This window comes from Acinetobacter sp. SA01, assembly GCF_011319235.1.
GTDB lineage: Bacteria > Pseudomonadota > Gammaproteobacteria > Pseudomonadales > Moraxellaceae > Acinetobacter.
In genome coordinates this window covers 118,133-136,381 of sequence record NZ_WXXM01000010.1, presented here as the reverse complement: position 1 = coordinate 136,381, position 18,249 = coordinate 118,133, and the positions used below count along the sequence as shown (strand labels likewise).

The 18,249-nt window shown below is 43.5% G+C and carries 17 protein-coding genes; 6 read left to right on the top strand and 11 right to left on the bottom strand.

Annotated elements, in window-relative coordinates; translation table 11 throughout:
• Positions 1 to 131 precede the first annotated feature (131 nt).
• The 5 genes from putP to GTU69_RS10960 all read right to left on the bottom strand — a co-directional run bounded on the left by putP (position 132) and on the right by GTU69_RS10960 (position 4,853).
• A complete protein-coding gene (gene putP / locus GTU69_RS10980) occupies positions 132 to 1,622 on the bottom strand; it encodes a sodium/proline symporter PutP (RefSeq protein ID WP_166170481.1) in 1,491 nt (496 codons plus the stop codon).
• Between the two features lie 181 nt (positions 1,623 to 1,803).
• On the bottom strand, positions 1,804 to 2,658 hold the full coding sequence (locus GTU69_RS10975) for an SPFH domain-containing protein (RefSeq protein WP_166170479.1): 855 nt from the start codon (positions 2,656 to 2,658) through the stop codon (positions 1,804 to 1,806).
• A 13-nt stretch (positions 2,659 to 2,671) separates the two neighbouring features.
• A complete protein-coding gene (locus tag GTU69_RS10970) occupies positions 2,672 to 3,145 on the bottom strand; it encodes an NfeD family protein (RefSeq protein WP_166170477.1) in 474 nt (157 codons plus the stop codon).
• Between the two features lie 98 nt (positions 3,146 to 3,243).
• A complete protein-coding gene (locus tag GTU69_RS10965; RefSeq protein ID WP_166170475.1) occupies positions 3,244 to 4,161 on the bottom strand; it encodes a patatin-like phospholipase family protein in 918 nt (305 codons plus the stop codon).
• A gap of 65 nt (positions 4,162 to 4,226) precedes the next feature.
• On the bottom strand, positions 4,227 to 4,853 hold the full coding sequence (locus GTU69_RS10960) for a 1-acyl-sn-glycerol-3-phosphate acyltransferase (protein WP_166170473.1): 627 nt from the start codon (positions 4,851 to 4,853) through the stop codon (positions 4,227 to 4,229).
• A gap of 145 nt (positions 4,854 to 4,998) precedes the next feature.
• Here GTU69_RS10960 and GTU69_RS10955 point away from each other — a divergent pair, with 145 nt between their 5' ends.
• The 5 genes from GTU69_RS10955 (at position 4,999) to GTU69_RS10935 (ending at position 11,336) form a co-directional block, all read left to right on the top strand.
• Positions 4,999 to 6,246: an MFS transporter gene (locus GTU69_RS10955; RefSeq protein ID WP_166170471.1), complete on the top strand. Its 1,248-nt coding sequence runs from the start codon at positions 4,999 to 5,001 to the stop codon at positions 6,244 to 6,246.
• Between the two features lie 141 nt (positions 6,247 to 6,387).
• Complete coding sequence (locus tag GTU69_RS10950) at positions 6,388 to 7,503, top strand: porin (RefSeq protein ID WP_166170469.1); 1,116 nt, start codon at positions 6,388 to 6,390, stop codon at positions 7,501 to 7,503.
• A 127-nt stretch (positions 7,504 to 7,630) separates the two neighbouring features.
• The gene (locus tag GTU69_RS10945) at positions 7,631 to 9,298 is read left to right on the top strand and encodes a phosphoethanolamine--lipid A transferase (protein WP_166170467.1); all 1,668 of its coding nucleotides are present in this window, start codon (positions 7,631 to 7,633) and stop codon (positions 9,296 to 9,298) included.
• Between the two features lie 9 nt (positions 9,299 to 9,307).
• Positions 9,308 to 9,985 carry a response regulator transcription factor gene (locus GTU69_RS10940; protein WP_166170465.1) on the top strand — a complete coding sequence of 226 codons (678 nt, stop codon included), beginning with the start codon at positions 9,308 to 9,310 and terminating at the stop codon, positions 9,983 to 9,985.
• A 40-nt stretch (positions 9,986 to 10,025) separates the two neighbouring features.
• Complete coding sequence (locus GTU69_RS10935) at positions 10,026 to 11,336, top strand: ATP-binding protein (protein WP_166170463.1); 1,311 nt, start codon at positions 10,026 to 10,028, stop codon at positions 11,334 to 11,336.
• Between the two features lie 48 nt (positions 11,337 to 11,384).
• Here GTU69_RS10935 and GTU69_RS10930 read toward each other — a convergent pair whose 3' ends face one another.
• Positions 11,385 to 12,086 (bottom strand): phosphatase PAP2 family protein, encoded by a 702-nt coding sequence (locus GTU69_RS10930; RefSeq protein ID WP_166170461.1) that lies wholly within the window; start codon positions 12,084 to 12,086, stop codon positions 11,385 to 11,387.
• A gap of 209 nt (positions 12,087 to 12,295) precedes the next feature.
• On the opposite strand from GTU69_RS10930, the gene GTU69_RS10925 reads away from it, so the two are divergent.
• Positions 12,296 to 12,982 (top strand): HAD family hydrolase, encoded by a 687-nt coding sequence (locus GTU69_RS10925; protein ID WP_166170459.1) that lies wholly within the window; start codon positions 12,296 to 12,298, stop codon positions 12,980 to 12,982.
• A gap of 386 nt (positions 12,983 to 13,368) precedes the next feature.
• On the opposite strand, the gene GTU69_RS10920 is transcribed toward GTU69_RS10925, so the two are convergent.
• The 5 genes from GTU69_RS10920 to GTU69_RS10900 form a co-directional block, all read right to left on the bottom strand.
• Complete coding sequence (locus tag GTU69_RS10920; protein ID WP_166170457.1) at positions 13,369 to 14,556, bottom strand: ammonium transporter; 1,188 nt, start codon at positions 14,554 to 14,556, stop codon at positions 13,369 to 13,371.
• Positions 14,557 to 14,993: 437 nt separating this feature from the next.
• Entirely contained in the window at positions 14,994 to 15,719 is a 726-nt protein-coding gene (locus GTU69_RS10915; RefSeq protein ID WP_171263231.1) for an amino acid ABC transporter ATP-binding protein, read from the bottom strand.
• A 14-nt stretch (positions 15,720 to 15,733) separates the two neighbouring features.
• Positions 15,734 to 16,417, bottom strand: coding sequence for an ABC transporter permease subunit (locus GTU69_RS10910; RefSeq protein WP_086196882.1), 684 nt, complete (start codon positions 16,415 to 16,417; stop codon positions 15,734 to 15,736).
• Positions 16,417 to 17,160: an amino acid ABC transporter permease gene (locus tag GTU69_RS10905; RefSeq protein ID WP_166170455.1), complete on the bottom strand. Its 744-nt coding sequence runs from the start codon at positions 17,158 to 17,160 to the stop codon at positions 16,417 to 16,419. The genes GTU69_RS10910 and GTU69_RS10905 overlap by 1 nt, the downstream gene beginning before the upstream one ends.
• Before the next feature lie 71 nt (positions 17,161 to 17,231).
• Complete coding sequence (locus GTU69_RS10900) at positions 17,232 to 18,179, bottom strand: transporter substrate-binding domain-containing protein (RefSeq protein WP_166170453.1); 948 nt, start codon at positions 18,177 to 18,179, stop codon at positions 17,232 to 17,234.
• Between the last annotated feature and the right edge of the window lie 70 nt (positions 18,180 to 18,249).

Here is an 18,249-nt window from a genome sequence, read left to right as displayed (position 1 = left end):
GTCCTTTATAGTTAAAGTGTTTGTTTGCACTCATATTTTAACTATTTAGACTCAGGTTTTTTTATTTAAAGCAAACTATGGGACAGTAGTGACTATTAAGTCCTCTTTTTTATAGGCTTAGACTGTAAAAATTATTTAGATGCTTTATACAGGCGGTCACCTTCATCGAAACGGGTGGTGACTTCAGCAGAAGGGGCTTTACCCAGCAGGCTGACCACGACAATGGCAATGATTGAAGCAATGAAGCCGGGAATAATTTCATAAACACCGGTATTGCCCAACAGGTTTTTCCATAGAATGACCACCACCGCTCCGACCAGCATACCTGCAAGTGCGCCATTTAAAGTCATACGACGCCAGAACAAAGACAGAATAATCAGTGGACCAAAGGCTGCACCAAAACCTGCCCAGGCATAAGCCACCAAACCTAAAACCTTGGATTCAGGGTTTCCAGCCATCCAGATGGCAAGCAGGGCGATCAGTAACACCATCAGACGTCCCACCCAAACCAGTTCTTTTTGTGTGGCATTTTTATGCAAGAAGGATTTGTAAAAGTCTTCGGTCAAGGTACTGGAGCAGACCAGTAACTGACAACTCAGGGTACTCATCACCGCGGCTAAAATGGCAGCCAGTACAATACCTGCAATCCACGGATTAAACAGAATCTTGGTCAGTTCCATAAATACAGTTTCAGGATTAGCCGTCACAGCACCAGCCAGTTCCGGATGCTGCTGGAAGTAGGCAATCCCAAAGAAGCCTGCTGCCACCGCACCACCTAGACATAACGTCATCCAGGTCATACCGATACGGCGTGCATTGGGAATGGATTTCACCGAATCTGCTGCCATAAAACGCACCAGAATATGTGGTTGACCAAAGTAGCCTAAGCCCCAGGCAAGTAAGGACATAATCTCCACAAAGCTTAGATCACCCATGATATCCATCGCTTGTGGACGTGCAGCTTCAAGTGCCAGGGTCATTTGAGACAGGTCCGAGAAGCTCAGAATGGTCACAATAGGGGTGAGTAACAGAGCAAAAATCATCAATGACGCTTGAATGGTGTCGGTCCAGCTGACCGCGAGGAAGCCACCGATAAATACATAACTGATGGTGGCAATGGCACTGATCCATAGTGCCGTGCTATAGGACAGGTCAAACATATTTTCAAACAGGCGCGCACCAGCCACCATGCCGGAAGCACAATAAATGGCAAAGAAAATCAGAATAATGAAAGCCGATGCCACACGTAAAATTTTCTTCTGGTCATTAAAGCGGTTGGAAAAATAGTCTGGCAAGGTCAGGGCATTGTGCTGTACTTCGGTGTGTACACGTAAACGTCCAGCAACCAGCAGCCAGTTGAGCCATGCACCAATAATCAGGCCAATTGCAATCCACATTTCAGATAAACCTGAAAGATAAATTGCACCCGGCAAGCCCATCAGCAGCCAGCCACTCATATCTGAAGCACCGGCAGAGAGCGCCGTCACGAAACTACCTAAACGACGACCTCCGAGAATGTAATCAGAAAAATTGGCTGTGGCGCGATAAGCTAGAAGGCCAATCGCGATCATGGCGACAATATAAAAAAGAAAGGTAATTAAGGTCGGATTCAGGGAGTTCATACGGTATCCAGTTACACGGTGGACAGTAGATCGAAACACAGGCTTTTAAAGAACAAGCACAAATCATTTCAAAAAAATAACGCGAAATTTAACCATAGATTAAAAAAAATTGCTGAGTTTTTCTTGGCTGAAATAAAAATAGACAGCTTTTGCTGTCTATTTTTTAATATAAAAGAGTAGCTTACTGATTGCGTCCCATTACGCCACGGATGGTGTTCAGGATGTCTGCAGGTAACACCACAGTTTTGGCATTATTGGATTTCGACATGTCCTGCATGGCTTTGACATACTGTTCACCAAGCAAATAAGCCACCGGAATTTCCTTATCTCCTACGGCTGAACTCACCATTTCAATGGCACGTTGCGAAGACTCAGCCAACACCACTTGCGCTTCTGCATCACGGCGTGAAGCTTCCAGGCGGCCATCGGCTTCCAAAATTGCTGCCTGTTTTTCACCATCTGCCTTGGTCACGGTAGCACGACGCTGACGCTCGGCAGCCGCTTGAGCTTCCATGGCCGCCTGCATAGTGGCTGAAGGTTGGATATCCTGAATTTCCACGGTTTTCAGGGTAATGCCCCAATCGGAAATATCATCGGAAATGGCGGCTTTCAGTTTGGCTTTAATGTGATCACGTGAGGATAGCGCATCATCCAGATCCATTTCACCGACAATTGAACGCAGTGAAGTTTGCACTAGGTTCTGAATGGCCCAAGTATAGTTTTCAATGCCGTAAACTGCTTTTTCTGGGGTAGTGATATTAATGTACGCTACTGCATTCATCAGCAGCACCGCATTGTCACGGGTAATGACTTCCTGTGAAGGAATATCTAGCACGATATCTTTGGTGGTGACTTTATAAGCCACTTCATCAATATACGGAATGACAAAACTGAGTCCCGGTCCCAAAGTGGTATGGTATTTACCCAGACGTTGCACGATCCATTTATAACCCTGCGGGACAATGCGCACCCCTTTAAAAATAGTCACGCCGGCAAAAACCAGCAGTGCTAAAACAATAATTGTTCCACCAGACATGTTATTTCCTCACTTATATATTTTCGTTATTGGGATGGTGTGGTTTAACCACCAGATCATTGCCGAGAATATCGACCACGCGAACCCGATCACCCACTTCTACCGGAGACAGAGTCCGACAGTTCCACTCATCTGCCCCCAAAACCGGCATGGGAAAACGCACCGTAATCAGGTCATGCTGCATATGAGTCTGAATGACCATGCCCACCTGACCAATAGTCGCTTCACGAGATAATCCGGCTTTGGTTTTATCAATAGAAAGTGGTTTGATAAATTTGAACCACAGCAAGGTGCATAGCACGGACAAAATAATCCAGGTGACAATCTGGGTGGTGAAGCCCATCATTGGGAACATCCAGAATAAAACACCGACCATGATGGCTGCGATGCCAAACCATAGTGCAGCAAAAGCGGGGATTACCAATTCAGAAAGCATCAGTAATACCCCGAGTACAAACCAATGCCAAGGTTCGAATGCAAATTCCATACATCTACTCGTGTATTGTCAAAATAAAGAGAGACCATGAGGCCTCCATATCAATTTAGCAGATGAATAAGTCTTTGAATATTAAAAAAGCATATTTTTTAGATTCTGGATTTTGGCGCGGGTTTAAAGGCTGCGGATGATTTTTTAAAGTCGCTGATTGCCTTTTTAATGGCAATGATTTTCAGCTGGGTCGCTTTTTCGCCTTCCAGAATGGATGCATTGCTGGCTTTTAAATCTAGCGTGCCTAAATGTCCTACTTTAGGCTGAATGATCACATTCGCCTGATTCAGTTCTTCATGAATGCTTTGTTGACCCATAATATTGATGGTCTGGTCCAGTAGGCCCCACATATTCATCGGTTGATTGCCACTCGGTCGTGCAGAAATGTCGACGGCAATAACAATATCTGCACCCATCGCTTTCGCTGTTTTCACCGGAATCGGGCTGACCAGCCCCCCATCGACATACTGTTTCCCACCGATGGTAGCGGGAACAAAGACATTGGGGATACTGCAGGAAGCACGCACCGCCTGACCGGCATTGCCTTTAATAAATTCAGCTTTAGTGCCGGTGTCCAGACGGGTCGCAACAGCCGCAAAGCGAATCGGGAATTGCTCAATCGGTTTGTTGGCAATATGCTGGTTGACATAATTCTGCAATTTTTGACCTTGCACCACACCTTGACTGTTCAGGGTTAAATCACGGATATCCGATTCTTTTAAAGTCAGTGCAATTTGTTGTAGTTGATAGGGCGTTTTACCACTGGCATAAATACTGCCGACAAAACTTCCCGCACTGGTCCCGGTGACGATTTTCGGTTTAATGCCATGCGATTCTAAAACTTTCAGCACCCCAATATGGGCAAATCCTTTAGCTCCACCACCACCGAGCGCAATGGCAATGACAGGTTCACGGGCCTTGATGGTTGTGGTTTGCGGTGGTTTTTTGGTGGTTTTGTCACAGCCAATCAGTCCAAGCCCTAGTAGAGCAATGAAAGAATATTGCACAAGCTTCATGGTTGAATTTGTATACCAATGAGATGAAAATTTGCGCACATGACAGCAGATAATTGCTATTTTGACTAGCTGTTTTTTATACGATTTTGTAACGGTTTGGCTAACCAGTCCGGATTTTTGGCTGAAAATTTGCCGGTATAGTGATCCAAAATCTGTTCTACATCCTGCGCGTAATTTCCCGTTGGCTGAAACACGCCCAGACAGTGTATCGCCTTGTTTTTATAATCCAGTGAAAACATCACAATCGGGATATGGGCACCCACGGCAATGCGGTAAAAACCACTTCTAAACGATTCAGCCTGTTTGCGTGTTCCTTCCGGTGCCATACCGACCCAGATCTGCTGTTGCGTATTAATAAAGTCGATAATTTGCTGAGTTGTACCCTGTTGGATACTGCGATTGACCGGAATCACCCCAATCCATTCAAGTATGGGTTTCAGCGGTGTGTTAAATAAGGTGTGTTTGCCAAAAACCGTGATCTTGATGCCCAGTCCAAGCAGTGCGGCAAAACCGTGCCAGGCATCGATATTCGAGGTATGTGGAGAAATAATGGCGACCGCTTTCGGTAGGTTGGGAAAATCACCCTCAAAACTCCAGCCTTGAGCAAGAAATAATTTTTTGAAAATATTTCGGCTTAAGTGACCACTACGGGCAGGCACCTGATCGGGCAAGGTCGGAAAGTGTTGAGTCATGGTGTTTGATTGCACTCCCGGGTAAATTTATCGGCTTTTAAACATGTTAAGCTTTTGTAAAATAAGATTCATTGGCAAAATATCAACTGTCATTCAGCTTGCCTGATTAAAATAGTCAATCCGGTTTTGACCCTAAGGGCCCACTATGCCGAGTACACGTAACATCTATCTCTTGTTGTTCTCTTTATATTGGGCCCAAGGTTTACCGGTTGGTTTTATGACCCATGCCTTACCCGTTATTTTACGTGCCCAAGGGGTATCGCTGGCACAGATTGGCGGTTTTGGCTTATTGATGTTGCCCTGGTCAATCAAAATTTTTTGGGCACCATGGGTTGACCGTTTTGGCCATTCAGCATTTGGACATTACCGTAGCTGGATTGTTCCGACCCAGTTATTGAGTGTGGTGGTATTGACTGGCTTATCTTTTCTGCCGATTCAGGCTTTAAACCAGTCTGAATACTTGCTGGCTTTTTTTGTGGCTTTACTGAGCATGAATCTGGTCGGTGCAACCCAGGATATTGCCACCGATGGTCTGGCGGTCAATATGCTGAACAGTCAGCAGCAACATTGGGGTAATACCTTTCAGGTCATTGGCTCACGACTAGGCTTTATTGTCGGTGGAGGGGCTATTTTATGGGCACTGGACTGGCTGGATTGGCAAAGCACATTTTTAATCTTGGCGGGACTGGTGTTGTTGAATACTTTACCGATTTTATGGCTGAGAGAACCGCAACAATTAAAGCATATGCCGTCCAGTACCGAAGCAGGAACATTTCGCTGGCAAAAAATAAAAGATTATCTGGCTTATTTTTATCGAGAGCAAAATCTTGTTGCATGGTTAGCGGTGCTCATCACCTTTAAAATTGCCGATGGTTTAGCTGGACCTTTGCTGAAACCCTTAATGGTGGATTTAGGACTGACATTTTCCCAAATTGGCATTTATGTGACCATGCTTGGCGCTGTGGCTGCACTCATCGGTGCAGGGCTTGCAGGGTTCAGCCTGAAGTATGTGTCCCGTGAGCATGCTTTACTCGGTTTTTCTATTTTGAAAATTTTCACTTTGGCTGCCTATGCATGGCTAGCTGTTCAATATGAGGCACAACGCTCTATTGATGTCTGGATCATTTATCTGATCAATGCCGCTGAAGACATGATTTCTGCCATGCTGTTGGTGGTGATGCTGACTCTTGTCATGCAATACAGCCGCAAACATTTAGCAGGAACAGATTTCACTTTCCAGGTGGCGTTGATGGCAACCGTGAGCGGAGGGCTGTATAGCCTAAGTGGGATTTTAGGTGATTTCTTGGGTTATGCGAGTTATTTAAGCTTGATTACCGTGTTGGCATTGCTCTGTATTGTCCCGATTCTGAGATGGAAAAACAGTTTGCTCTAAACCCTAAAAGCTTTTTAATTCAATTCAATATACATTTAATATCTAAGGATTAAATAAGATAACTAAATAAAAATTAAATCATTTTTTTAAATATTTCTGAATTGTAACATCTGTTACAGAATAACTTAGGGGTATTTATAGATGAAAACTAAATTAGCAGCAGCGATTGCATTAAGCCTACTGGCAGCACCAACTTTTGCAGCGCCAACTCTTTATGGGGAAATTGATGCAAGTATCGATTACTTGCCAGAAGACAATGCCAATACTTCAGATAAAGATGTAGTAGAAGTCAGTTCTAATAGCTCTTTCATTGGTTTAAAGGGTGAAGAAAAACTGAACGATCGTCTAAATGCAGTTTATGCGATTGAATGGGGGCTCAGCGCAGATGGAGATAGTACAGACTGGACTACGCGTAACCGTTTTGTCGGTTTAAAAGATGCTCAGCTCGGTACTTTAAAAGTGGGTGCACATGACACGCCATTGAAGCAACTCTCAAGTCCAGTTGATACATTTAACAACTACGTTGCTAACAAAGCAGATGTAAACGGTATTTTCACTGGCGAAGCCCGTATATCGAATGCAGTCATTTATGAATCTCCAGCAATTAAATTGCCTACAGGTGCCATTAAAGTGAATGCGTTGTTGGCCTCTGGTGAAGATTCAGGCATTGCAAAAGGTAATGGCTCATCTAAAACTGCTGGTCGTGGTTTAGGCGATGCATGGTCTGCATCTGTAGTCTATGACAGCCCGGTGGTTGTGGCGGGTATTGCTTATGATAAAGCGATTCCAAGTAATTTTGCAGGACGTGGTTTTGTCAATGCATCTGCTCCCGAAGTAACTGCTGGTGCTGCAGGCAGTGCGTTTGCCTCAGCAAATACACTACGTGCCATTGGTCGTGTAAACATCGATGGTGGTTTGGCATTAAAAGCACTTTATCAGACTTCTGAAGTAGAAGATGCAGCCGGAAATGAACTACCAGCAGCAGATATCGACGATTCACAAGGCTGGTTGTTGGGCGCAGAATATAATCTTCCAACTGCGAAGGCCTGGACGGTAAAAGCACAATATAGCCAAAATACCACCAGCTTTAAATCAGCAAAATCAGACTTTGATGCGCAACAAATTTTTGTCGGTGCAGATTATGCATTTAATAAACAGGTGAAAGCTTATGGTTATGCTGGTTATCTGACTCTTGAACAAGGTTCGAATGAAACTAAACAACCTGTAGTCGGTACAGGATTAGAATATAAGTTCTAATCTGTCCATTGTTTTTTCTAAAAGGCGATGTTTTACATCGCCTTTTTTATTACTGTTTCTTATATTAAGTGAATTTTAAGTTTGGTATTCTACATTAAGACAACAGTAGAAAGATTAACCAACAGTCATGTCAAATATCATCAGTCCTATACGCGATAAAATAAAGCCCATTTCGTTAAGCCTGTTTAATTTATTGCTGGCAATATGGTTGGGCTTGGTACTGAATTTTGCCTTTTTTCAAAAAATACAAAGTTTGACCCCTTATCAGGGCAGCAAAGCCTATTTATTTTTAATCGCGACCGTATTGGTGATCGTGGCGGCCTATAACCTGATTTTTCAGCTGCTGCAATGGCGCTGGAATGCAAAAATACTGGCTTCAATTTTTTTAGTGATTGGGGGCTTTACAGCCTATTTTGTCAATAGTTTGGGCGTGGTGATTTCACCTGAACAAGTTCAGAATATGATGCAAACCGATGCCCGTGAAGTCCGCGGATTGATGTCCTTACGCTTTGGGCTTTGGACGCTGGTATTTGTCATTTTCCCACTCATTCTTGTGGCGCTCGTTCGGATCAAGCCTGAAGCATTTTTACCTAAACTTGGCAAAAAAATGTTAAGCAGTATCGCTTCATTGTTATTGGTTGGCGCCTTGCTGTTTACCTTTTATGTAGATTATGCTGCGATTTTCCGGGAACATCGTGATTTGAAAGGCATGATTTCTCCACAAAATGCCATCGCATCGACCTTATCGTATTACCGTAAATCTGCACCTAAGCAGAATTTACCTTTAGTTCGTTATGGTGAAGATGCTCATTTGCTTCAGCCAGTCAATAAGCAGGCTAAACCTAAGCTTATGGTGTTGGTAGTAGGTGAAACAGCCCGTGCAGAAAGTTTTTCATTGAATGGCTATGCCAAAAATACCAATCCTGAACTCTCTAAACTGGACATTATCAATTTTAGTCAGGTGAGTTCATGTGGTACTGCAACCGCTGTATCCGTACCTTGCATGTTCTCCGGCATGCCTCGAAAAGATTATGACGAACAGCTGGCCAGTCACCGTGAAGGATTACTCGATATTGCACAGCGTGCAGGTTATAAAGTGACCTGGATGGATAATAACTCGGGTTGTAAAGGTGCCTGTAACCGGGTTGAACAGTATCAGATTCCGCAACAGCTCAAAGATAAATGGTGTGCCAAAAATGGCGACTGCTATGATGAAATTTTGGTGGATAGCTTAAAAACTTATCTGGCTACAATTCCTGAAACCGACAAGACTCCACGTTTAATTGTATTACATCAGATGGGTAGTCACGGACCTGCTTATTATCAGCGTTCCAAAGCACCCTTCCAGCCTTTTAAACCAAGTTGCGATAGCAATGCAATTCAAGGTTGCAGCCGTACAGAACTGTTGAATAGTTATGATAATTCAATTGTATATACTGACCATGTTTTAAGTTCACTCATTCAGGTGTTAAAAGGCAACAGCACTTATCAAAGCGGATTCTGGTATCTGTCTGATCATGGTGAATCGACAGGAGAACATGGTTTATATTTACATGGCTCACCTTATGCGATTGCACCTAGCCAACAAACCCATGTTCCAATGTTGATGTGGTTTTCTCCTGAATGGACTGCACAAAATTCTGCGCAAATCACTTGCTTAGCCCAGCAAAAAAGCAAACAATTAAGTCAGGATAATCTGTTCCCAAGTCTGTTAAGTTTGCTGGATGTCAAAACCCAAACCATTGATGAAAAAAACAATATGTTGCAGAACTGTCAGTCAAAACAGAAAGTATGAGTTTAAAATATGGCTAAAATATTGATCATTGAAGATGATTTCATGATTGCTGAATCTAGCATCACTTTGCTGAAATATCAGCAATTTGATGTGGAATGGGTCAATAATGGCATTGACGGTTTAAAGAAACTCATACAGGAAAAGTTTGATATCGTCCTACTCGATCTAGGCTTGCCGATGATGGACGGGATGCAGGTATTGAAACAGATTCGCCAGCAGTGGCCGGCTTTACCTGTGCTGATTATTTCAGCACGGGATCAACTGCAAAACCGGGTGGATGGATTGAACAGTGGGGCAGATGACTATCTGGTCAAACCCTATGAATTTGATGAACTGTTGGCACGCATCCATGCTCTATTACGTCGTAGCGGGGTAGAATCTGCGCTTCAGGACAGCCCGCAAATTTTAAGTTATGGCGAACTCACGCTGGATGTTGAACAGCATATTGCCAAGTTTAAGGGGCAATATATTGACCTGTCCAATCGTGAATGGGCGATTTTGATTCCCTTGGTGAGTCATCCCAACAAGATATTTTCTAAAGCCAATTTAGAAGATAAATTGTATGATCTGGATAGCGAAGTAAGCAGCAATACCATTGAAGTGTATGTGCATCACTTACGCGCCAAACTCGGCAAAGATTTTATTTGCACCATTCGTGGTTTAGGTTATCGACTGGGACAATTATAAATTCAGACAACGATAAAATCAGCTAGAAGGTCAGCCACTGGTGCAGTCACAGTATTCATTAAAAAAACGCCTGATTATTTATGTTTCTGTTTTTAGTATTGCCTTGGGCTGCTTGCTGATTTTTTCTGCTTACCGTATTGCCCTGCAAGAAATTAATGAAGTGTTAGATGCCCAGATGCAGAATCTGGCAGAACGCGTCGCGCAGCATGATCCTGAACCGGTGCAAAGCAAGTTTGATCAAGCCAGGCATTATCACGAAGAAGACCTGTTTGTCGATGTCTGGTCTTATGCAAATGAAAAACATAAAAGCCATGCCATGAATTTATTGGTTCATCCTGTGAAAAAAGCAGGATTTTATACCCATAAAACCGCACAAGGGGTTTGGCATACTTACATCCTGCCTTTAGAACATTATCAGATTCAGGTGAGCCAGCAACAATCGACACGGCAACATCTAGCCTTGGAACTTGCCGGCAGTATGTTTATTCCTTATTTACTGTTTATGCCTTTTGTGATTTGGGGACTGAGCTGGATTATTAGCCGCAGCCTGCAGCCTTTGGATGATTTTAAAGCGGAATTGGCACAGCGTGATTCGGAGGAATTAAGTGCCATTCAATCAAATAATTATCCGCTTGAAATTGTGCCGACCATTACCGAAATGAATCATTTGTTTGAGCGGATTTCCTCTGCACAGCAGGAGCAGCGGCAGTTTATTGCCGATGCAGCACATGAGCTTCGCACGCCTATCACTGCATTGAATTTACAGATGCAGATTCTGTTAAAACAGTTTCCCGATGCTCAGGAGCTACAGAATTTAAGTAAAGGATTAATCCGGATTCAGCATTTGGTCAGCCAATTGCTCAGTCTGGCAAAACAGGATGCTTCAATTCTGGAGGTCGAAACCAAACAGCAGTTTTTACTGAATCAGGTCGCGGTGAACTGTGTAGAACAGCTCGTTCATCTGGCCATGCAGAAAGAAATTGACTTGGGTATGGAGCGTCAGGAAGATGTGCTGCTGTATTGTCAGGAATCAGCAGTACATTCCATTATTTATAACCTGATTGATAACGCGATTAAATACACGCCCAATCAGGGAGTGATTAATGTGTCTGTATTTGAACAGGCAGGTTTTGCCATGATTCAGGTCGAAGATAGTGGACCTGGAATTTCCCCCGAACTGTATGAAAAAATTCTTAAGCGCTTTTATCGTATCCATCATCATCTGGAAATAGGCAGTGGTTTGGGACTATCTATTGTAGATAAAGCCACAGAAAGGCTCGGCGGCAAGATTTCTTTTTCCAAGAGTGCCAGCTTAGGTGGCTTGCAGGTCAATGTGCAATTGCCACTCTAGCCGATCACTTCTCTTAGATGATGGGTTCTAGCAGATAGGTGTGAGCAGTTAAACTGTCTCTGCTGCTTTATCCATGCTTTGGCTTGGTGCAAATCTTTTATGATTGAGTAGATAAAAACTCACGTTGACGAGCCAGATAATCCATGCGGTCCATAAATTATGACTGAGAAAATGTGCTCCGCGCATCATTTGCGCCCAGCCCATCGCGAAACCTAAAATAAGCCCCGAGACCAGAAAAAAGTAGGCACGCTTTTTATTGGAAAGTCTGAATACAAAAAAACCAGCCATCAGTGCAAAGCCGGTAGATGCATGTCCCCCCGGGAAACAGTGTCCTTTGGTGGCAGAAAAATCCCAGAAAAAACCTTGATGGGTCGGAATGGTGATATTCCAGGGGCAGGCATGGGCAGACTGTGATTTCAACAAGCCAATAATCGAGGTGGAAAGGAGGACCAACCCAAAGAAATAACCATAGGTCCAGCGTAAAGCTTTAACTTTTTCAAACTTGAACGATGCCAGCCAGATCAAAAAAAAGCCGGCATATACCGCAATAATCAGATTTTTGACATAGCGATGGTTCAGTTCAGCTAAATACCAATTGTCACGTAACAGGAATTTCCCGGATTCACTGACCCAGGGATGAATCAGCGCCAGATCAAGTGCCCCCCCAATCGGGAAACAAACTAAAAGCAGGCAAAAACTGATAATGAGAAAACAGCCCTGATAGAGCATGAAGCGTTGCTTATCGTGCATAGTAAAGATCAATTGATTTTAGTGCTGCGATTACAGCAATAAAAACTTAATCCAGACTTAAGCGAGCTTGAATCGGTGGGGAAAATCGTCGTAAAAGTATCGTGTTAAGTATGATGTTGTGTTAAATGCTGATAAGCATATCCAGGAAAGAGCATAACCGGATAAAGCTTTAATGCTACATTAACGGCAAGATTGCTATAGGTATTCAAATGAAGATTCGTGCTGTTCTATTCGACCTGGATAATACCTTAACCCATCGTGATCAAAGTATTCTGGCGTATAGTCAATATCTGGTACAAGTCTATCAACGTCAGTTACCGCATGATGCAATTGGGAAAATTCAGGCGATTATCCGTCGCATTGATAATGGTGGCTACCCGAAAAAAGAATTGCTTACCCATCCCAGCATTGCTGCATCTGTAGCTTATGCCTTGCAGCAGGAATTAACCTGGAAAAGCATGCCACATTTGGATGAACTTACCCAATTCTGGTTTCAACAATTTGGCTTATCCGCAGTGGCCATGCAGGGTGCCAGTCAGCTCTTAACCGAGTTAAAACAGGACGGTTATCAGCTGGCGGTCATTTCAAATGGTGGACATGCGACCCGACTCACCATTTTACAGGGTTTGGGTTTTAGTCATTATTTTGATGAAATTGTCAGTTCTGAACTGGTCGGCATCAGTAAACCGAATCCGGAAATTTTTCTCTATACCAGCCAGAGATTGGGCGTTGCACCAGAACATTGCCTTTTTGTCGGTGATCATCCCGTCAATGATGTACAAGGGGCAATGGATGCAGGTATGCAGGCGCTATGGCTACAGGGATTTCATGAAACTAAACAACCTCAGCCCATAAATAGCATTCAATCTCTGGCTGAAATTAAGCAGTTTTTATGATGTTGATGATATTTAAAATTAGATTTTCTAAATCACCACGGCCTCATATTTAAGTGATTTCATTTTGATACCTCTGCGTAGGCAATGTCTCTACTTTTGAAAGGTCAAAAGTAGCCAAAAACCTTTTGTTTCCCATACACGACATCCTTGTCGTGATGAGAAACGTTGTGGCATCCATGCCACATTCATGAATCAAATACCTACTAAAATCTATTTTAACTTTGCATTACGAACAATTTGTAGTCATTGAAAATGATTTATGAAAGAAGTCTATTCAATAAGGAAAAACTGTTTAAGACAGTTAAATCTAAGAAATAAAAAGCGACTCTTTTGAGTCGCTCTGAAAATTGAAATGTCGTTTAGATAGTCAGTTTAAAGCATCAGCTTTAAAAAATGGTTTCTTCCGAATTGGCTGAAATTTTATGAATAGACAAATCGGCACCACGGAATTCATCTTCCTGCGATAAACGAATGCCCATAATCAGTTTAAGTATGCCGTAAACGAAAAAGCCGCCAGCCAGTGCAATCGAGATGGCCAGTAAAGTACCAATGAGTTGAGAGAGGATTGAAACACCGCCCAAACCGCCGAGCCATTGCTGTCCGAAAATTCCTACGGCTAAACCGCCAAAGCTGCCGCATACGCCGTGTAATGGCCAAACACCGAGTACATCATCCACTTTAAGTTTGTTTTGGGTATAAGTGAACAGTTTGACAAAAATGACCCCAGCCACCATGCCAATGATTAATGCACCTACGGGGTGAACCACATCCGAACCTGCACAGATGGCAACCAGACCAGCCAAAGGACCGTTGTGCAGGAAGCCCGGGTCATTTTTGCCGATGAAGTTGGCTGCAATGGTACCACCAACCATGGCCATCAGTGAGTTAATGGCAACCAGTCCAGAAATGGCATCCAGACGTTGTGCACTCATCACGTTAAAACCAAACCAGCCGACAATTAGAATCCATGAACCAAGTGCCAGAAATGGAATGGAAGAAGGGGGATGTGCACTGACACGACCATCTTTTTTATAACGGCCATGACGTGCGCCCAGTAAAATGACCGCTGCGAGTGCAATCCAGCCACCCATAGCATGCACCACGACTGAACCGGCAAAATCATGGAAAGCTGCACCAAAAGTTTTTGCTAACCAGCCTTGTAATCCTAAATTGCCGTTCCAGGCAATACCTTCAAAGAAAGGGTAAACCAGTGCCACCAATAATAATGTGGCAATTGCTTGAGAACGCATTTTGGCCCGTTCTGCAATACCTCCAGAAATAATGGCAGGAATGGCGGCAGCAAAGGTCAGCAGAAAGAAGCAGCGCATCAGGTTGTAGCCATGATCTGTGGCTAAGGTTGTACCGATATGAAAAAAGTGTTGTCCATAAGCAATATAGTAGCCGACAAAAAAGTAGGCGATTGCAGAAATGGAGAAATCTGTCAAAATTTTACTTAGGGCATTGACCTGATTTTTATGTCGTACTGTGCCCAGTTCCAGGAATGCAAAACCTGCATGCATGGCTAAAACTAAAACTGCACCAAGAAGGAGAAAGAGTAAATCTGTATTTTGCATTTTATGGCTCCATTTTAGTGCTTAAAATCACAAAAAGAAGATCAGTATAACCATGAGATTATTTTCGTGAAGATGGTCGAAATGGGGAAATTTTGATTAAGGCTGAGAAAAAGACCACAAGACTCGATATAAAGCAATCACTTGCTGAAGTATGAATGATTTGCGTTATTATGGTGCAATATTGTTTAATTTAAATTATAAATAAATATATGAAAATTGAATAAAATTTAACTTTTTTAAAGAAGTTGGTTTTATATATTTTTTATAGCACTGAATAGTAGCAAGTTTAGCCCGATAAAAATGTAAACGGGTTTCTTGCTCAGCATAAAGAAAAAAAGAAAAATATATTTAAAGAGATTCTAATTTGGTTCAGTTTTAGAAATTGAGCACAAAAAACCAAGCCAAAAACTCTGGACTTGGTTAAAGTACTCACTCTTTTAGTGCAAAATTTTATTTAGGAACTGCTGCGCGCGCTCACCTCGTTGGGTGTTAAAGAATTCATCTTTGCTGCAGTCTTCCACAATTTTTCCCTGATCCATAAAAATCACCCGGTTGGCCACCTGGCGGGCGAAGCCCATTTCATGGGTCACACACATCATGGTCATGCCTTCTTTGGCGAGTTCGACCATCACGTCCAGCACTTCATTGATCATTTCCGGATCGAGTGCCGAAGTGGGTTCATCAAACAGCATCGCAATCGGGTCCATGCTTAAGGCACGGGCAATGGCCACACGTTGCTGCTGACCACCAGACAGTTGTGCCGGGAACTTGTTGGCGTGAGCACTGAGTCCGACCCGCTCCAAATAGGCCAGGCCTTTTTTCTTGGCTTCAGCTTCAGAACGGCCCAATACTTTAATTTGGGCAATGGTCAAATTTTCGGTAATGCTTAAATGCGGGAACAGTTCAAAATGCTGAAACACCATACCCACACGGCTGCGCAGTTTGGTCAGGTCAGTTTTGGGGTCCTTGATGGAAATACCATCCACAATAATATTGCCTTGCTGAAAGGGTTCCAGACCATTCACAGTTTTAATCAGGGTCGATTTACCGGAACCAGAAGGTCCACAGACCACCACCACTTCTCCTTGGTGAATCTGGGTGGTGCAGTCAGTCAGTACCTGAAAATCTTTGTACCATTTACTGACATTTTGCAGATCAATCATCACTTTACCATCAGTCATACAGTTAACTTCCTTTGTAATTTTTTAACGGCATAGGTCGCGATCATACTCACAGTGAAGTACACCAAACCTGCAAATAAAATATATTGGGTCAGTAGCGACATCAGGTCGCCGCGGACATAGTTAGTCCGGAAAAAGTCCAGCAAACCAATGGCATAAACCATGGTGGAATCCTGAAACAAGATAATGGTCTGTTGTAACAGCAGCGGGGTCATTTTACGGAACGCCTGCGGCAGAATAATCAGTCGCATCGACTGGCTGTAACTCATGCCGAGTGCATAGGCGGCAGCAGTTTGGCCCTTGGGAATGGACTGGATGCCGGCTCGGACAATTTCCGAAAAGTAAGCCGCTTCAAACAGCATAAAGGCCACGATACTGGACACCAAGGCGGTATCAATGGTCAGGTAATTGCCCGTCACAGCCGTATAAATAAACGGTACGGCAAAATAGAACCACATCAGTACCAGTAGTAAGGGGATAGAACGGAACAGATTGACATAGCCTTGCGCAAATAAATTCAGTACTTTAAATGACGATAAGCGCATTAAGGCCAGCAGGGTACCAATTAAAATACCGCCGATGGTCGCACTGATGACCACTTTTAAGGTAATGCTCATGCCATGCCACAAGGCTGGAGCGGAGAGTTGTAAGTCATTTAAAAATGCAGTGAGCCATTCCATTATTTATCTCCTGCAATAAGACCGGGAACACGTAAGCGTTTTTCCAGCATATTCATTGCCTGAATTAAACAGAAGTTAATCACAATAAAGATGATGGTCACAAAGGTGTAAATTTCGATAGTGTTCTGAGTATATTCACTGATGGTTTTCATCTGGGAAATAATTTCTGCCACACCCACCAGTGATGCAACTGAGGTATTTTTGACACAGTTGGTTAGCTCGGAACTCAGTGGCGGTAAAATCATCCGGAACGATTGCGGTAAAATCACATAATGGTATAGCTGAGCAGTGCTAAAGCCCATGGCATAACCGGCATTGACCTGACCGACCGGCAAGGCTTCAATCCCGGTACGCACCTGTTCACAGACCCGTGCTGCGGTAAATAGCCCCAAACCGACACTGGCGGAAATGAGTGCCGTAGTATTGGCGCCCAGATCATTCATCCACCATAATTTGATGGGCGTAGGTAAAAAGTTGGGAACCACATAGAACCAGATAAACAATTGAATTAATAAGGGGACATTACGAAAGATGGTCACATACGCCGTGCCAATGCCCCGTGCGGTTTTGCTGGGTAAGGTGCGCATGATGCCCAGTATTCTGCCTAACACCATGGCAATGCTCCAGGCCACTACGGCAATCACCAGCAACCAGCCCAGACCGGTCACAATCCAGTTCAGATAGGTGGTGTCGCCCACTCCAGTGGGCTGAAATAAAACTCCCCAGTTCCAACTATAATTCATAGTAACTCCTGAGTCGGGTCAGGCAAAAAAGTCCTTTTTCTACCTGACATATTAAGTTGTTGTTCTAATGTTTATTGGTCACGATCATGTGGATTGCTGATTAAAGCTTTCAACTGATCAGACATCTGGAAGTTCAGGTTAATATTTTTTGGTGGAATTGGCTGCTGGAACCATTTTTCGTACATTTTATTGATTTCACCAGAACTGTAAGTGGCTTTAATGGCATCATCAACTACCTGTTTAAAGCCAGTATCACCTTTACGCAGCATGCAGCCATAAATTTCATGAATTGGCGCAGTTCCGACAATTTCCCATTTATTCGGATCGGCGGCTTTGGATTTTTCTCCGGCCAGCAGGATGTCATCCATCATAAAGGCCGCAGCGCGACCGTTTTGCAGCATCAGAAAAGATTCGGCATGGTCTTTGGCCGAAATGATTTCTCCAATTCCTAATTCTTGCTGATGCTGACGGATATAACGTTCCGATGTCGTCCCCGCCGTAGTGACCAGTTTTTTACCTTTCAGGTCTGCAAAATCTTTCACTCCAGAATCTTTGGCTGTGAGCAGACGAGAGCCGACTTCAAAGAAACCAACCGAGAAATCGACCTGTTGCTGACGTTCCTTGTTGTTGGTGGTTGAACCACATTCCAGATCGACTGTACCGTTTGATACCAGTGGAATCCGGTTTTGGCTGGTCACCAGGTTATAACGGATTTTTAAATCCGGCATATTCAGCTTTTTCTTCACAGCCTCTACAACTTTTAGCTGTAAATCATGTGCATAACCGACCGGTTGATTGGGATTGTCGGCAATATAAGAAAAGGGAATAGAGGAGTCACGATAGCCCAGAACAATGGTGCCAGATTTTTTAATTTTATCCAGCGTACCGGATGCGCTGGCATCCCCAGTTCCAGCGGTTTTTTCACCCGATGCGGGAGCCTTATTGTCACTACAAGCACTTAGCCCAAGCATAAGAGCACTTGCACAAAGTAGGGAGGTGATACTGCGTTTATGTGTCATGTATAAAACTCCATTTTTATTTCATTATCATCAGCCAAGGCCATCAGTTTTGTTATGTCAAAGGTATTTT

Coding starts and splice junctions, on each gene's coding strand:
- putP (WP_166170481.1), bottom strand. CDS start 1,622: ATGAACTCCCTGAATCCGACCTTAATTACCTTTCTTTTTTATATTGTC.
- GTU69_RS10975 (WP_166170479.1), bottom strand. CDS start 2,658: ATGTCTGGTGGAACAATTATTGTTTTAGCACTGCTGGTTTTTGCCGGC.
- GTU69_RS10970 (WP_166170477.1), bottom strand. CDS start 3,145: ATGGAATTTGCATTCGAACCTTGGCATTGGTTTGTACTCGGGGTATTA.
- GTU69_RS10965 (WP_166170475.1), bottom strand. CDS start 4,161: ATGAAGCTTGTGCAATATTCTTTCATTGCTCTACTAGGGCTTGGACTG.
- GTU69_RS10960 (WP_166170473.1), bottom strand. CDS start 4,853: ATGACTCAACACTTTCCGACCTTGCCCGATCAGGTGCCTGCCCGTAGT.
- GTU69_RS10955 (WP_166170471.1), top strand. CDS start 4,999: ATGCCGAGTACACGTAACATCTATCTCTTGTTGTTCTCTTTATATTGG.
- GTU69_RS10950 (WP_166170469.1), top strand. CDS start 6,388: ATGAAAACTAAATTAGCAGCAGCGATTGCATTAAGCCTACTGGCAGCA.
- GTU69_RS10945 (WP_166170467.1), top strand. CDS start 7,631: ATGTCAAATATCATCAGTCCTATACGCGATAAAATAAAGCCCATTTCG.
- GTU69_RS10940 (WP_166170465.1), top strand. CDS start 9,308: ATGGCTAAAATATTGATCATTGAAGATGATTTCATGATTGCTGAATCT.
- GTU69_RS10930 (WP_166170461.1), bottom strand. CDS start 12,086: ATGCACGATAAGCAACGCTTCATGCTCTATCAGGGCTGTTTTCTCATT.
- GTU69_RS10925 (WP_166170459.1), top strand. CDS start 12,296: ATGAAGATTCGTGCTGTTCTATTCGACCTGGATAATACCTTAACCCAT.
- GTU69_RS10920 (WP_166170457.1), bottom strand. CDS start 14,556: ATGCAAAATACAGATTTACTCTTTCTCCTTCTTGGTGCAGTTTTAGTT.
- GTU69_RS10915 (WP_171263231.1), bottom strand. CDS start 15,719: ATGATTGATCTGCAAAATGTCAGTAAATGGTACAAAGATTTTCAGGTA.
- GTU69_RS10910 (WP_086196882.1), bottom strand. CDS start 16,417: ATGGAATGGCTCACTGCATTTTTAAATGACTTACAACTCTCCGCTCCA.
- GTU69_RS10905 (WP_166170455.1), bottom strand. CDS start 17,160: ATGAATTATAGTTGGAACTGGGGAGTTTTATTTCAGCCCACTGGAGTG.
- GTU69_RS10900 (WP_166170453.1), bottom strand. CDS start 18,179: ATGACACATAAACGCAGTATCACCTCCCTACTTTGTGCAAGTGCTCTT.